Raw genomic sequence first — 15,311 nt, forward strand, 5'->3', positions numbered from 1 at the left:
AGCGCCGCGGGCGCGGCCAATACGCCCATTCTAAGCCGCACTGGCCTCAAGCAACCGAAATGCCTGCTTGCGCAGGCGAGCCCGTTGATATTAGCCGAGCGCCGAGGCCACGAGCCAGCGCTTGAGCAGCGGCTGCGCGCCCACGAACGCCATGCCCGTATTGCGTACCGCGCGCGCGAGCGTGCCGGGCAACGCGAAGAGCCGCTGCAGACCGTCGGTGGCGACAACGAGCTTCTGGATGTCCTCACGGCGGCCGCGTTCGTAGCGGCGCAGCAGCACGATGTCGCCGAGATCGCGAAACGCCTCTTTCTTCGTGACCACGTCGACGAGCGCGGCCACGTCGCGCAAGCCGAGATTCACGCCCTGGCCCGCCAGCGGGTGAATCAGATGCGCGGCGTCGCCGACCAGCGCGACGCGCGGCGCCACGAGCCGGTCGACGGTTTGCAGCGACAGCGGAAAGCCGCGCGCAGGCGTGACGCATTCGAGCGCGCCCAGCTGGCTTTGCGAGACGCGCTCGACTTCGGCGGCAAGCTGCGCCGGTTCGAGCCTGAGCAGTTCGTCGGCATGTTCGCTCTGCGCCGACCAGACGAGCGACACGTGCCGATCGGGCAGCGGCAGCAAGGCGACGATCTCGCCCTCGCGGAACCACTGGTACGCCGTTTCGCCGTGCGGCTTTTCCGCCCGGAAGTTGGCGACCACGCCGGTTTGCCGGTAATCGCGCCGCTCGACCTTCGAGCCGATCTGCGCGCGCACCCACGAATGCGCGCCGTCCGCGCCGATCGCGAGGTCGGCTTCGATCGTGCGGCCGTTGGCGAGGCCGATCACGGCCGCGTCGGGTTTCACGTCGAGCGTCTGCGCACGCGTGTCGATCCACGCGAGATTGGGCTGGAAATGCAGCGCGGCGGGGGGCCGACCGACGACTCGGCAATCCAGGCCAGCTGCGCAACCGACGCCTGATAAGCCGAGAAGTGCAGCTCCGCCGCGGCGTCGCCGAACACGCGCATGTCGTAGACGGGCGTGAGGCGCGCGGCGTCGGCGGCCTGCCAGACCCGCAGCCGCTCGAACAGCGCCTGCGAGCTGCGCGAAAAGGCGTACACGCGCGCGTCGAACACGGCGCCCGCGGGCAGCGGCGCGCACGGCTGCGCGAGCAGCGCCACGCGCAGGCCGCTCTGGCTCAGCGCGAGCGCCGCCGACTTGCCGACGAGCCCGCCGCCGATCACGGCGACATCAAAGGTCTGGTTGCTTGCAGTCATGCGCGCATTATAGCCGCGGGCGCCTGTGTGGCCGGGCCGGACGGGCGCGATGTTGCGGCGCAGCAAGGCGTTGCAGGAAGACGGCCCGGCGGCGCGGCGACAACCGCGGCTAACCCTCACGCGGACGAGGTTACAATTACGGTTTTCGTGACTCCCCGTCACGTCCCCCGACGTGCCACCTGCGCCGCCCCGCCCGCCGCTCCCGCTTTCGCGAGACGCCCGGCCCCGGGCGCTTCGCGCGCGGCGAGCCGCACGTCACCACCCTGACATGCAGAGATTTACATGAGCCTCCAATGCGGCATCGTCGGCTTGCCTAACGTCGGCAAGTCCACCCTCTTCAACGCGCTGACCAAGGCGGGCATCGCGGCCGAAAACTATCCGTTCTGCACGATCGAGCCCAACGTCGGCGTGGTAGAAGTGCCGGATCAGCGCCTGAAGGCGCTCGCCGAAATCGTCAAGCCCGAGCGCGTCGTGCCGGCCGTGGTCGAATTCGTCGACATCGCGGGTCTGGTCGCGGGCGCGAGCAAGGGCGAAGGCCTCGGCAACCAGTTCCTCGCGAACATCCGCGAAACCGATGCGATCACGCACGTCGTGCGCTGCTTCGAAGATGAAAACGTGATCCACGTGGCAGGCAGGATCGACCCGCTCGCCGACATCGAAGTCATCAACACCGAACTGGCGCTCGCCGACCTCGCCACCGTCGAGAAGGCGCTCACGCGCTACTCGAAGGCCGCGAAATCGGGCAACGACAAGGAAGCCGCGAAGCTCGTGGCCGTGCTGGAAAAGGTGCGCGCGCAACTCGATCAGGCCAGGCCCGTGCGCGGGCTCGCGCTGAGCGAGGACGAGCAGGCGCTGATCAAGCCGTTCTGCCTCATCACCGCGAAGAAGACCATGTACGTCGCGAACGTGAAGGAAGACGGCTTCGAGAACAACCCGCATCTGGACGCCGTGCGCAAGTACGCTGAAGGCGAGAATTCGCCGGTCGTGGCCGTGTGCGCCGCGATCGAAGCGGAAATCGCCGACCTCGAAGACGAAGACAAGATCGCCTTCCTCGCCGACATGGGCATGGACGAGCCGGGCCTCGACCGCGTGATCCGCGCGGGCTTCAAGCTGCTCGGCCTGCAGACCTACTTCACGGCGGGCGTGAAGGAAGTGCGTGCGTGGACGATTCATGTCGGCGATACGGCCCCGCAAGCCGCCGGCGTGATCCACACCGACTTCGAGCGCGGCTTCATCCGCGCGCAGACCATCGCGTTCGACGACTACATCCAGTACAAGGGCGAATCCGGCGCGAAGGAAGCCGGCAAGATGCGCGCCGAAGGCAAGGAATATGTCGTGCACGACGGCGACGTGATGAACTTCCTGTTCAACGTTTAAGCGACACCTTTTTCTTCCCGTTTTCAAAAGACACTCTCATGGCCCAATACGTCTTTACCATGAACCGGGTCGGCAAGATCGTGCCGCCCAAGCGCCAGATCCTGAAGGACATCTCGCTGTCGTTCTTCCCCGGCGCCAAGATCGGCCTGCTCGGCCTGAACGGCTCGGGCAAGTCCACGCTCATCAAGATCATGGCCGGCGTCGACAAGGACATCGAAGGCGAAGCCACGCCGATGCCGAACCTGAACATCGGCTACCTGCCGCAGGAGCCGCAGCTCGATCCGGAAAAGACCGTGCGCGAAGCGGTCGAGGAAGGTCTGGGCGACGTGTTCAACGCGCAGAAGAAGCTCGACGAGATCTATGCCGCCTACGCCGAACCGGACGCCGACTTCGACGCGCTGGCCGCCGAGCAGGCGAAGTACGAAGCGATCCTCGCGACGACCGACGGCAGCGCGGAACAGCAGATCGAAATCGCCGCCGACGCACTGCGCCTGCCGGCCTGGGACGCCAGGATCGGCAACCTCTCGGGCGGTGAAAAGCGCCGCGTCGCGCTGTGCAAGCTGCTGCTCGAAAAACCCGACATGCTGCTGCTCGACGAGCCGACCAACCACCTGGACGCCGAATCGGTCGAGTGGCTCGAGCAGTTCCTCACGCGCTTCCCGGGCACCGTGGTCGCCGTGACCCACGACCGCTACTTCCTCGACAACGCCGCCGAGTGGATTCTCGAACTCGACCGCGGCCACGGCATTCCCTGGAAAGGCAACTACTCCAGCTGGCTCGACCAGAAGGAAGAGCGCCTGAAGCAGGAAGAAGCGTCGGAATCGGCGCGCCAGAAGGCGATCAAGAAGGAGCTGGAGTGGGTGCGCCAGAACCCGAAGGGCCGCCAGGCGAAGTCGAAGGCGCGTATCGCGCGCTTCGAGGAACTGTCGAGCTCGGATTACCAGAAGCGCAACGAAACGCAGGAAATCTTCATTCCGGCGGGCGAGCGTCTGGGCAACGAAGTCATCGAGTTCAAGAACGTCAGCAAGTCTTATGGCGACCGTCTGCTCATCGACAACCTGAGCTTCAAGATTCCCGCGGGCGCGATCGTAGGCATCATCGGGCCGAACGGCGCCGGCAAGTCGACCCTCTTCCGCATGCTCACGGGCAAGGAGCAGCCGGATTCGGGCGAAATCGTCCAGGGTCCGACCGTCAAGCTCGCCTACGTCGACCAAAGCCGCGACGCGCTGGCCGCCAACAAGACCGTGTTCGAGGAAATCTCGGGCGGCGCGGACGTGCTGACCGTGGGCAAGTACGAAACGCCTTCGCGCGCGTACATCGGCCGCTTCAACTTCAAGGGCGGCGATCAGCAGAAGATCGTCGGCAATCTCTCGGGTGGTGAGCGTGGCCGTCTGCATCTGGCCAAGACGCTGATCTCGGGCGGCAACGTCCTGCTGCTCGACGAACCGTCGAACGATCTGGACGTCGAAACGCTGCGCGCGCTCGAAGACGCCCTGCTCGAATTCGCGGGCTCGGTGATGGTGATTTCGCACGATCGCTGGTTCCTCGACCGTATCGCCACGCACATCCTCGCGTTCGAAGGCGACTCGCAGGTCACGTTCTTCGACGGCAACTACCAGGAGTACGAGGCCGACAAGATCAAGCGTCTCGGCGAAGAAGCCGCACGTCCGAAGCGTCTGCGCTACAAGCCGATCAGCCGCTGAGCGGGCGGGATCGACAGCAAACAACGGCGGCCCGCGGGCCGCCGTTGTCGTTTCTGACAGGTTCCGCAAGCACGCGCGGCATGGCGGTTGCTCGAAAGCCGCTACGCTTAGGCTCATTTGGGGCTTGATCAAGCCCAGCTCCCGCGAGGAATTCCGTATGGCGACGCCGCTGCGCAACCGTGTTGTCCTCATCGTGGCGATCGTCGTCGCGCTGCTCGTGCTCGCGGCGCTGGGCGCGCTCTACGCGCTGCAGCGCGAGGCGAAGGCGTACGTAGAGAGCGCGCTCGCGCCGGTCGGCACGGCCGCGAGCGTGCACGTGGCGTTCAATCTCTCATCGGTCGAACTCACCGACGTGCGCCTGAAGCCGCCGCCCAACTGGCCCGCCGCCGACACGCTGCGCGCCGCGCGCATCACGATCACGCCTGACCTGCGCGCGCTGATCTCGCACCGCGTGCATATTCGCGACGTCACCGTGAGCGATTTCACGATGACGGTGCTGCGCCGGGAAAGCGGCTCGATCCTGCTCCTGCCGAATCTGCGCGAAGAGATGGCGCAAAGCGCCACACCCTCGGGCGGTGCGCAGGGAGGAAGCGGTCTGCCGCAGCAAAAGGTCATCGACCATATCGCCTTCGAGAACGGCACATTCGACTTCTACGACCGGTCGGTGAGCAATCCGCCGTGGCACGTCACGGTGAACCGCGCGCAGGCGCGCGTCGACAATATCCAGTTGCCGGCGCTGACCGAGCCGACGCGCGTGTCGGTCGTGGGCAACGTCGTCGGTCCGGAGTACACCGGACGCGTCACGTTCGACGGCTGGATCCAGATCGCGAGCAAGGACTCGCAACTCCACACGACGCTGCGCGGCGTGGATGTGCGCACGATCGATCCCTATCTGCTCAGAAAGGCCGGCGCGAAGGCCAACGTGACGGGCGGCACGCTCGACCTCGATCTCACCTCGACGGTGCGCGGCTATCACCTGCACGCGCCGGGCAGGGTCACGCTGCACAATCTGCAACTCTCGGAAAGCGGCGATGCGGTGGACACCTTCCTGTCAATCCCGACGCGCGCCGCCGTGGCCGCATTGAAGGCGCACAAGGGTGAGATCACACTGCATTTCGTGCTCGACGGCAACCTGCGCGACCCGAAGTTCAAGCTCAACGAAAACCTCATGACGGAGTTGCGCGCAGGATTCGCGCAGGCGCTCGGGGTGAGCGCGGAAGGGGTGGCGAAGGGCGCCGGGCAAACCGCGAAGGGTATCGCCGACGCGCTGCGCAGTCTGCTGCAGCCGGTGGCGCCGGCGCCCGCTTCGAAATAGCGCGCGGGGCACCGGCTTCAGCCTGCCTGGTTGAGCCTGGTTAGACCGGCAGGCCGAGTTCGCGCAGCTTCGCGTCGGTGGTGGCGTTGCTCGTGTGGTGCACGCCATGCCAGCCGAGCGCCGTGGCCGCTGCGGCGTTGTGCGCGTTGTCGTCGATGAAAACGAGTTCCTCGGGCTTCACGCCCGGCAACTGTGCCTCGATGCGGCGGAACATCTCGTGGAAGATCGCCGGATCGGGCTTCACGAGCTTCACGTGGCCCGATACGACGATATCGCGGCAGCGCCGCAGGATGCCGAAGCGCTCCCACGCCCACGGAAACGTCTCGGCCGACCAGTTCGTGAGACCGAAGATCGGCATGCCCGCCGCCTCCAGACGCTCGAACGTCGCGACGCCCCCGGCGAGCAAGCCGCCGATCATCTCGTGCCAGCGCTCGTAGAACGCGCGAATAAGCGCTTCATGCTCGGGAAACGCGGCGACCAGTTCCTCCGTGCCCACGGCAATGGGCTCGCCGCCGTCCTGGCGGACCACCCAGTCCATCTTGCAGACGTGCGTGAGAAACCAGCGGCGCTCGTCGTCGTTGGGAATCAGCTTGCGATAGAGATACTCGGGACTCCAGTCCACGAGCACCCCGCCGAAATCGAACACCACTGCCTTGATCGCCATGCGTTTCTCGCTCCGCTTGATCGTTATCGGATCGCTATCGGGATGACGGGGAAATCAGATCGGCTGCGTGCGCTTTTCGAGCCACGCGAGCGCATCGCCGCTCACGTGCGGCGCCACGCGCACACGCACCGTCTGGTGGTACGCATTGAGCCACTCGCGCTCGTCGGCACGCAGGAGCGAGAGATCGATGCAGCGCGTGTCGATCGGGCAAAGCGTGAGCGTCTCGAAGCTGAGGAACTCGCCGAATTCGGTGGATTCGGCGCGCTGGTTGAGCACGAGATTCTCGATACGCACGCCCCACTTGCCCGGCCGGTAGATGCCCGGCTCGACCGAGGTGATCATGCCTTCTTCCATCGCGGTCCAGGGCTCGGCCGGCGCGTAGTGCGAAATGACCTGCGGACCTTCGTGCACATTCAGGAAGTAGCCCACGCCGTGGCCCGTGCCGTGGCCGTAGTCCGCGCCCGCTTCCCAGATCGGCGCGCGCGCAATGGCGTCGAGCATCGGCGAGCGGATGCCGCGCGGGAACTTCGCGCGCGAGAGCGCCATCATGCCCTTGAGCACGAGCGTGAAATCGCGCTTTTGCTCCGCACCCGGCGTGCCCACGGGCACGACGCGCGTGATGTCGGTGGTGCCGTCGAGGTACTGGCCGCCCGAGTCGATCAGCAGCAGGCCATCGCCTTCGATCACGCTGTGCGACTCCGGCGTGGCGCGGTAGTGCGGCATCGCGCCGTTCGCGTTGAAGCCCGCGATGGTCGCGAACGAGAGCGACTTGAAGCCCGCACGGCGCGCACGCGCGGCCGAAAGCTTTTCGTCGATGGTCAACTCGGTGATGGTCTCGCGGCCAAGCGCCGCCTCGAACCACGCGAAAAACTCGGCGAGCGCCGCCCCGTCCTGCTCCATGGTCGCGCGCACGTGATCGGCTTCGGCGGCGGTCTTGCGCGACTTGAAGTACGTGCTCGGATTGACCGACTCCACGAGCTTCACCGCCGACGACACCGCCTGCAGCAAGCCATAGGTCACGCGACGCGGATCGACGAGCAGCGCGGCCTTCGCGGGCAGTGCCGCGAGCGCGGCGGCGGCCTCGGCATACGGCGCGACGCGCACCTGGTCCTTCGCGAGCGACTGCACGAGCGCCTCGCTCACCTTGCCGCCGGCGACGAAGAGCGTCGCGTCGTCCGGCCCGATCAACGCGTGCGCGACGAACACCGGGTTGTAGTTCACGTCCGCGCCGCGCAGGTTGAAGAGCCACGCGAGGTCGTCGAGCGTGGAGATGAAATGCCACTGCGCGCCCTTCTCCTGGATCGCGCGGCGCACCTGGTCGAGCTTGCCGGCGCGGCTCGTGTCGGCGTGCGGCGCGACGTGCTCGTACACGGGCTCGAGCGGCAGCGACGGGCGGCCTTGCCAGACATCGTCGAGCAGATCGAGGTCCGTGCGCAGCGCGACATCGCGCGCCTTGAGCGCCTCGGCCAGCGCGCGCGCCGAGGCGACGCCGAGCACCGCGCCATCCACGGCCACCGCGCCGCCCGCACTCACGTTCTGCGCGAGCCAGTCGATGTGCGGCGCGCTCTGCTGGCCGCCCATCATCTTCATGAGCTGGATGCCGGTGCCGGCCAGTTGCTGCTCGGCCTGCACCCAGTAGCGGCTGTCCACCCACACGCCCGCGAAGTCCTTCGTCACCACGAGCGTGCCCACCGAGCCGGTGAAGCCCGAAAGCCACTCGCGCCCCTGCCAGCGGCGCGGCAGGTATTCGGACAGATGGGGATCGGCGGAGGGCACGAGGGCGGCATCCACGCCGGCGCGCGTCATCGTGGCGCGCAGGGCGGCAATGCGTTCGGGAATCGAGGAAGTTTCGGGGAGTCGGGCGTTCATGTTTTCACCTGCGAAGAATTCGATGCGGAAGATCGGGGTTCGGCCAAAGGCTGCGTCTGGGAGGACCGGCTGTACGTGAACTAGCTGTGCCGCGCGCGCAGCGCCACGCACACGCCCACGAAAATGAGCGCGAGCGCCGTGCAAAGCGGCCACTGGAGCAACTCGCCATCGTAGAAAAGGCCGGTCGCACTGCCCGCCGCGTTGGCGAGGGCCGCGCCGAGCACGCCGGCCACGGCCGCCAGCGCGAGCCCGTGACGTGCGGCGCGGCGCAGGGGATGGAGCCACCACCCCGCACAGCCCACCGCCAGACCAAGAATGACGATACCGGGCCAGCCCATTAAGGACTTGTCCTATAGGTTTTCGGATAAGTCCGATAGGACCGCCGAAGCACGAGAGCTAGCATTTGTAGCCTGATTAGTCTCTATTAAAACTGGAAAACGGTCGGCTCGGCGCTTCCCGCGTAGCGGTTGAGTGTAGGGGGCGGGATTGCGCAAGGCAAGCGCGTCCGGGCCGCCCCAGCCGCACTCTCTCGTATGCGAATCGCCCTTGTCGAACCGGACACCCGTCAGGCCGAAACCCTCGTCCGCCTGCTCCTAGCGGGCGGGCACGCGTGCCACCACTTCCCGCTTGGCGCACAACTCTTCGAAACCCTCGAAGAGGAAACCTTCGACCTGCTGATCACGGCGTGGTGGTGCGGCGACGCCGGCGCCGACGACCTCATCCCCCAGGCGCGCAAGCTGCTGCCGGGTCTGCCCGCGATCGCGCTGATGCTCGCGCCCCATGAAAGCGAAATCGTGGCGAGCCTGCAGGCCGGCGCGGACGACTGCATCGCCAAGCCCGTGCGCGGCCCCGAAATGCTCGCGCGCATCGACGCGCTCCTGCGCCGCGCCGGCGTGCGCCGGCCGCGCAACCGCGCCCGTCATGGCTTCGGCGACTACCTCTTCGACTCCGGCCGCTACGAAGTGTCGTTTCGGGGTCAAACCGTCACGCTCACGCCCAAGGAATATCGTTTCGCGCTGCTGCTCTTCACCAATGCATCGCGCCCCGTTTCACGGGCGCGCATTCTCGAAACCGTGTGGAATCTGAACCGCGACGTTCGGTCGCGCACGCTCGACACGCACGCCTCCCGGCTGCGCAGCAAATTGCAGCTCGGGCCCGAGCACGGCTGGCGTTTGACCACTTTGTATGGCTATGGCTACCAGCTCGAACGGCTCCCCATATCACCTGCCGGAGTGTCGGACTCTGTCGGCGCGAATGTCGGAAGCGAGGAAAAGTTATAATATCCGCCTAAATCTCGCCCCCATGGTATGCAGCTTCTAACGATCGGAATCAATCACCACACCGCGCCCGTCGCCTTGCGCGAACGCGTGGCGTTTCCGCTCGAACAGATCAAGCCCGCGCTCGCCCTGTTCAAGGAAGCGTGGTCCGCCAAGCGTTCGCTGAGCGCGCCGGAAGCCGCCATTCTCTCCACCTGCAACCGCACCGAGCTCTACTGCGCGACCGACGCGCAAAGCTCGCGCGACGCCGCCGTGAGCTGGCTCTCGCACTATCACGGCATCCGCGAAGAGGAACTTGCGCCGCACGTCTATACGCTGCCGCAGTCCGAAGCGGTGCGTCATGCGTTCCGGGTGGCTTCGGGGCTCGATTCGATGGTGCTGGGCGAGACGCAGATCGTCGGCCAGATGAAGACGGCGGTGCGCACCGCGACCGAGGCCGGCGCACTCGGCACCTATTTGAACCAGTTGTTCCAGCGCACCTTCGCCGTGGCGAAGGAAGTGCGCAGCACGACCGAAATCGGCGCGCAGTCGGTGTCGATGGCCGCCGCCGCCGTGCGCCTCGCGCAGCGCATCTTCGACAAGATCGCCAACCAGCGCGTGCTGTTCATCGGCGCGGGCGAGATGATCGAACTGTGCGCCGCGCACTTCGCCGCGCAGCAGCCGCGCGAACTCGTGGTCGCCAACCGCACCGCCGAACGCGGGCGCTACGTTGCGGAACGCTTCGGCGGCCGCTCCATTGCGCTCTCCGACCTGCCCGCGCGCATGCACGAGTTCGACATCATCGTCTCTTGCACGGCGTCCACGCTGCCCATCATCGGTCTCGGCGCGGTGGAGCGCGCGGTGAAGGCGCGCCGTCACCGCCCCATTTTCATGGTCGACCTCGCCGTGCCCCGCGACATCGAGCCCGAAGTCGCCCAGCTCGAAGACGTGTTCCTCTATACCGTCGACGATCTCGGCACGATCGTGCGCGAAGGCAATGCCTCGCGCCAGGCCGCCGTCGCGCAGGCCGAGACGATCATCGAGTCGCGCGTGGCGAACTTCATGCAGTGGCTCGACTCGCGCAGCATCGTGCCGGTCATCCGCCACATGCACACCCAGGCCGACGCGCTGCGTCGCGCCGAGCTCGAACGCGCCCGCAAGATGCTCGCGCGCGGCGACGACCCGTCGGCCGTGCTCGAAGCGCTCTCGCAGTCGCTCACCAACAAGCTGATCCACGGCCCGACGCAGGCGCTCAACACGTCGAGCGGCGATCAGCGCGATTCGCTCATCGAACTGATGGGCGGCTTTTACCGCCATGGCCAGCCGGCCAGGACAGACGACGCCGCACAGCCCGCAACGGACGTCACCACCTCGCCGCGTTCCGCCGGCTCTTCTGATTCGTCCAACTCGTCCGGTAGCTCGGACCGTTAGCGACGTTCGCGGTCGGGCGCGCGCCATGCGTGCCCTGCACGACCGGGCCGCCCGCCCGCCTCTTCTCTCTCGCAGTCCTATCCGGAGCCCGCTCCGCACCGCCCGATGAAAACGAGCATGCAATTGAAGCTCGACCAGCTGACTACGCGCCTGGCCGAGCTGAACGACCTGTTGAGCCGTCCCGACGTGACCTCGAACCGCGACCAATACCGCAAGCTCACGCGCGAGCATGCGGAGCTGGGGCCCGTGGTCGAGCACTACGGACAGTGGCGTCAGGCCAAAGACGACGAGGCCGCGGCGAAGGACCTGCTCTCCGACGCCTCGATGCGCGACTTCGCCGAGGAAGAGGTGAAGGCCGCGCGCGAGCGCATGGCGCAGCTCCAGCACGAATTGCAGATGATGCTGCTGCCGAAGGACCCCAACGACGACCGCAACGTGTTCCTCGAAATCCGCGCGGGCACGGGCGGCGACGAGTCGGCGCTGTTCGCGGGCGACTTGCTGCGCATGTACCTGCGCTACGCGGAGCGCAACCGCTGGCAGATCGAGATGATGTCGGCGAGCGAGTCGGATCTGGGCGGCTACAAGGAAGTGATCGTGCGCATTGCGGGCGAAGCGGCGTACTCGAAGCTCAAGTTCGAGTCGGGCGGCCATCGCGTGCAGCGCGTGCCCGCCACCGAAACGCAGGGCCGCATCCATACGTCGGCGTGCACGGTCGCGGTGATGCCGGAAGCCGACGAAATCGGCGAAGTGGAGATCAATCCCGCCGACCTGCGCATCGATACCTTCCGTGCCTCGGGCGCGGGCGGCCAGCACATCAACAAGACCGATTCGGCCGTGCGCGTGACGCACCTGCCGACCGGCATCGTCGTGGAGTGCCAGGACGACCGCTCGCAGCACAAGAACAAGGACCGCGCGCTCAAGGTGCTCGCCGCACGCATCAAGGACAAGCAGTACCAGGAGCAGCACGCCAAGGAAGCGGCGACGCGCAAGAGCCTCGTGGGCTCGGGCGACCGCTCGGAGCGCATTCGCACCTACAACTTCCCGCAGGGGCGGCTCACCGATCACCGCATCAATCTCACGCTCTATCGCCTCGAAGCGATCATGGACGGCGACCTCGGCGAACTGATCGGCGCGCTCGTCTCCGAACATCAGGCCGAGCAGCTCGCCTCGCTCGGCGACGCCGATTGAGCGCGCAAGAACCATGAGCGAAGCCGTCACCGCCGAGGCGCTGCTGCGCGCCACGCCGCTGCCCGCGCTCGAAGCGCGCATTCTGCTGATGCACGTGCTCGGCTGGCGCCGCACCGAACTCATCACGCGCGGCGATCAGGCGCTCGACGCGGCCCGCGTGGACGCCTACCGCGCGCTCGAAGCGCGCCGCGTGCGTGGCGAGCCGATCGCGCAGCTCGTGGGCGCGCGCGAGTTCTACGGCCTCGACTTCGACGTGACGCCCGACGTGCTGATTCCGCGCCCCGACACCGAGCTGCTGGTAGAAACGGCGCTCGCGGCGCTCGAAGGCATCGCACAGCCGCGCGTGCTCGACCTCGGCACCGGCAGCGGCGCGATTGCCGTGGCGCTCGCCGCGGCACGCCCCGATGCGCACGTCTGGGCCGTCGATCGCTCGGCGGCCGCACTCGAGGTGGCGGCGCGCAACGCCGCGAAGCTGCTCGACGCCCAGCGTCCCGGCGGCCCGCTCGCGTTCGTGGCGGGCAGCTGGTACGACCCGCTCGATGCGGCGCTGCGTTTCGAGGCGATCGTGAGCAATCCACCGTATATCGCGAGCGGCGATCCGCATCTGGAGCAAGGCGACCTGCGCTTCGAACCGCGCGGCGCGCTCACCGACGAAGCCGACGGCCTCACCGCCCTGCGCGCGATCGTCGCGGGCGCACCGGCCCGGCTCGCGCCGGGCGGCGTGCTCTGGATGGAGCACGGCTACGACCAGGCGGCAGCCGTCCGGGCGTTGCTGGAAAGCGCCGGTTTCGGGGACGTGCGCTCCGAGCGCGATCTGGCGGGCATCGAACGCATCAGCGGGGGCCGTCTACCGTAGCCCGCCGACTAGGCACGCTCCCGGTAACGCCGGGCTCGCACGGGCGAAATCCGCTATCATTTCATCCTGCATTCCAACGTATTCAGCATCAATTCAATCGCAAGGTCAGTCATGGACACCCAACAACGCATCAAGCAGATCGTCGACGAAAACGCCGTCGTCCTCTTCATGAAGGGCAACGCGCAGTTCCCGATGTGCGGCTTCTCCGGTCGCGCGGTGCAGATCCTGAAAGCCTGCGGCGTCGATCAGTTCAAGACCGTCAACGTGCTCGAGGACGACGAAGTCCGCCAGGGCATCAAGGAATTCTCGAACTGGCCGACCATCCCGCAGCTCTACGTGAAGGGCGAGTTCATCGGCGGCTCGGACATCATGATGGAGATGTACCAGAACGGCGAGCTGCAGCAGCTCTTCGCCGCGGCGTAATCGCCAGTCACGGGGCGGCATCGGGCGCACGGCGTTGCGCCTGTTGCCTCCCGAGCGCCCGGTACGCAACGCCGGCGCTTTTTCACTAGGCGCTGCACGCATCGTCTCCGCCTCCACCTCGCCTTCGCTTCGACTCCCGCCTGACGTGAATACCGCCCTTCCTGCCTCGTCCGCTATCGCACAAGTGCCGCAACGCCGGCTGATCGTCGCGATCACGGGGGCCACGGGCGCGATCTATGGCGTGCGCATGCTCGACATGCTGCGGCGGCTAGGCGGCGTCGAAACGCATCTGCTCGTTTCGGCCGCGGGCTGGCTCAACATCCAGCACGAGCTGCAGCTCAGCAAGGACGATCTGCACGCACGAGCCGATGTCGTGCATTCCGTGCGCGACGTCGGCGCGACCATCGCTTCGGGCTCGTTCGCGACCGACGGCATGATCGTCGCGCCTTGCTCGATGAAGACGCTCGCGAGCGTCGCCCACGGTCTCTCCGACAACCTGATCGCACGCGCCGCCGACGTCACGCTCAAGGAACGCCGCCGTCTCGTGCTGCTCGTGCGCGAAACGCCGTTCAACCTCGCGCATCTGCGCAACATGACGGCCGTGACCGAAATGGGCGGCGTGATCTTCCCGCCGTTGCCGGCTTTCTACAACCAGCCGGCGTCGATCGACGAGATGGTCGATCACACGGTCGCCCGCGTGCTCGACCTGTTCGCGCTCGGGCCCGCGCTCTCGCCCGCCTGGCCGGGGCTGCGCGGCACCGACGAATAAGCGCCGGACGCATCCTCGCGCGCTGCGCCGATTATCAATATCGGCGACACAATCAATTCCCTTTCCCCCCGTTTAATTCGCGACGGTAGGATCTTATATTGATCGCAATACGATACTTTCGGACCGCCCCTGGCGCGGTCAGCCCACGATCATGACCACCCGCACGCCCAGCCTCTTCCTCTCGCACGGCGCTCCTACGCTGCCGATCGACCCGTCGCTGCCTTCCGGCGGCTTCACCGTGCTCTCGGAACATTTGCCGCGTCCGCAGTCGGTGCTCATGCTCTCGGCGCATTGGGGCACGATGCGCCCCGTGGTCAGCACGGCCACGCAGCCTGAGACGATCCACGACTTCTACGGCTTTCCGCGTGCGCTCTACGAGATCCAGTATCCGGCGCCGGGCGCACCCGAGATGGCGCAGCGCGCGGCGGCGCTGCTGCGCGAGCAAGGCGTTCCTGTCGATGAGGAAGCGCACGGCCTCGACCATGGCGCTTGGGTGCCCATGCTGCTGATGTTCCCCGACGCGGACGTGCCCGTCGCCCAGCTTTCGATCCAGCCGCGCGCCGACGCCGCCCATCACTTCGCGCTTGGCCGTGCGCTGCGCTCGCTGCGCGACGAAGGCGTGATGGTGATCGGTTCGGGGCAGATCACCCATAATCTGCGCGAGGCGGACTTCTCGGCGCGGCCGGAAGATGCCGATCCGCGCGTGGCCGAGTTCACGCAATGGTTCGAGAACCACCTCGCCGCGCGCGACATCGACGCGTTGCTCGACTACCGCCAGCGCGCCCCGCACGCGGTGCTCATGCACCCCACCGACGAGCACCTGCTGCCCGTCTTCGCCGCGCTCGGCGCAGCCGACGACGACTACACGCTCGGCGTGCAGTCGCTAGGCACCTACCAGCGCGCGCTCGCGATGACGAACTACGTGTTCGGCAGCGCCGTGCAATAAAGCCGCCGCGAGCCGCCACGCCGGCTCCGCGTTTGCTCCAACAGCAAAAAAGCCCGCCTGAATCGCTTCAGGCGGGCTTTTTTGTATTGCGCATCGATTAGTTCGACACGCTGGGTTCGACACTTAGTGCGCGCCGATGCCCTCGAGGACTTCGTCGTGCTCCTGGCGTTCCGCGAGGTACGGCGAGCGGTAGCCCGAATTCACGCCCCAGTAATAGAACACCAGCGAGACCAGCGCGACGACCAGCATGTCCCAGCCGTA

12 protein-coding genes and 2 pseudogenes are annotated in these 15,311 nt (G+C 66.8%); 10 read left to right on the forward strand and 4 right to left on the reverse strand.

Translation table 11 applies throughout. The annotated features are described in order from the left end of the window. Window positions 1-90 precede the first annotated feature (90 nt). Window positions 91-1,253: pseudogene (locus tag AB4Y44_RS38190) on the reverse strand (UbiH/UbiF family hydroxylase). A gap of 282 nt (window positions 1,254-1,535) precedes the next feature. Between AB4Y44_RS38190 and ychF the strand changes: the two are divergent. From ychF to AB4Y44_RS38205, 3 genes are all read left to right on the forward strand, one after another. Then, window positions 1,536-2,630, forward strand: a complete 1,095-nt coding sequence (gene ychF / locus AB4Y44_RS38195; RefSeq protein WP_368702403.1) for a redox-regulated ATPase YchF — start codon at window positions 1,536-1,538, stop codon at window positions 2,628-2,630. A 38-nt stretch (window positions 2,631-2,668) separates the two neighbouring features. Next, window positions 2,669-4,333 carry an energy-dependent translational throttle protein EttA gene (gene ettA, locus AB4Y44_RS38200; RefSeq protein ID WP_368702404.1) on the forward strand — a complete coding sequence of 555 codons (1,665 nt, stop codon included), beginning with the start codon at window positions 2,669-2,671 and terminating at the stop codon, window positions 4,331-4,333. Window positions 4,334-4,490: 157 nt separating this feature from the next. Next, the gene (locus tag AB4Y44_RS38205; RefSeq protein ID WP_368702405.1) at window positions 4,491-5,648 is read left to right on the forward strand and encodes a DUF748 domain-containing protein; all 1,158 of its coding nucleotides are present in this window, start codon (window positions 4,491-4,493) and stop codon (window positions 5,646-5,648) included. 40 nt (window positions 5,649-5,688) lie between these two features. On the opposite strand, the gene AB4Y44_RS38210 is transcribed toward AB4Y44_RS38205, so the two are convergent. The 3 genes from AB4Y44_RS38210 to AB4Y44_RS38220 form a co-directional block, all read right to left on the reverse strand. Then, window positions 5,689-6,312, reverse strand: coding sequence for an HAD-IA family hydrolase (locus AB4Y44_RS38210; RefSeq protein WP_342925172.1), 624 nt, complete (start codon window positions 6,310-6,312; stop codon window positions 5,689-5,691). Between the two features lie 54 nt (window positions 6,313-6,366). Then, window positions 6,367-8,181: an aminopeptidase P family protein gene (locus AB4Y44_RS38215; protein ID WP_368702406.1), complete on the reverse strand. Its 1,815-nt coding sequence runs from the start codon at window positions 8,179-8,181 to the stop codon at window positions 6,367-6,369. Window positions 8,182-8,261: 80 nt separating this feature from the next. Beyond that, window positions 8,262-8,519 carry a hypothetical protein gene (locus tag AB4Y44_RS38220; protein ID WP_342925174.1) on the reverse strand — a complete coding sequence of 86 codons (258 nt, stop codon included), beginning with the start codon at window positions 8,517-8,519 and terminating at the stop codon, window positions 8,262-8,264. Between the two features lie 195 nt (window positions 8,520-8,714). On the opposite strand from AB4Y44_RS38220, the gene AB4Y44_RS38225 reads away from it, so the two are divergent. The 7 genes and pseudogenes from AB4Y44_RS38225 (at window position 8,715) to AB4Y44_RS38255 (ending at window position 15,050) form a co-directional block, all read left to right on the forward strand. Further along, a complete protein-coding gene (locus tag AB4Y44_RS38225; RefSeq protein ID WP_368702407.1) occupies window positions 8,715-9,461 on the forward strand; it encodes a response regulator transcription factor in 747 nt (248 codons plus the stop codon). 27 nt (window positions 9,462-9,488) lie between these two features. After that, window positions 9,489-10,754, forward strand: a pseudogene (gene hemA / locus AB4Y44_RS38230) (glutamyl-tRNA reductase); the annotation flags it as partial. 219 nt (window positions 10,755-10,973) lie between these two features. Next, the gene (gene prfA, locus AB4Y44_RS38235; protein ID WP_342925177.1) at window positions 10,974-12,056 is read left to right on the forward strand and encodes a peptide chain release factor 1; all 1,083 of its coding nucleotides are present in this window, start codon (window positions 10,974-10,976) and stop codon (window positions 12,054-12,056) included. Between the two features lie 13 nt (window positions 12,057-12,069). Then, the gene (gene prmC, locus AB4Y44_RS38240; RefSeq protein ID WP_368702408.1) at window positions 12,070-12,912 is read left to right on the forward strand and encodes a peptide chain release factor N(5)-glutamine methyltransferase; all 843 of its coding nucleotides are present in this window, start codon (window positions 12,070-12,072) and stop codon (window positions 12,910-12,912) included. Window positions 12,913-13,023: 111 nt separating this feature from the next. Further along, a complete protein-coding gene (gene grxD / locus AB4Y44_RS38245) occupies window positions 13,024-13,335 on the forward strand; it encodes a Grx4 family monothiol glutaredoxin (protein WP_028214777.1) in 312 nt (103 codons plus the stop codon). Window positions 13,336-13,480: 145 nt separating this feature from the next. After that, complete coding sequence (locus AB4Y44_RS38250) at window positions 13,481-14,104, forward strand: UbiX family flavin prenyltransferase (protein WP_342925179.1); 624 nt, start codon at window positions 13,481-13,483, stop codon at window positions 14,102-14,104. Between the two features lie 151 nt (window positions 14,105-14,255). After that, window positions 14,256-15,050, forward strand: a complete 795-nt coding sequence (locus AB4Y44_RS38255; protein ID WP_342925180.1) for a class III extradiol ring-cleavage dioxygenase — start codon at window positions 14,256-14,258, stop codon at window positions 15,048-15,050. Window positions 15,051-15,311 lie beyond the last annotated feature (261 nt).

The organism is Paraburkholderia sp. BR10937, assembly GCF_040965695.1.
In the GTDB taxonomy this organism is placed as follows: Bacteria; Pseudomonadota; Gammaproteobacteria; order Burkholderiales; family Burkholderiaceae; genus Paraburkholderia.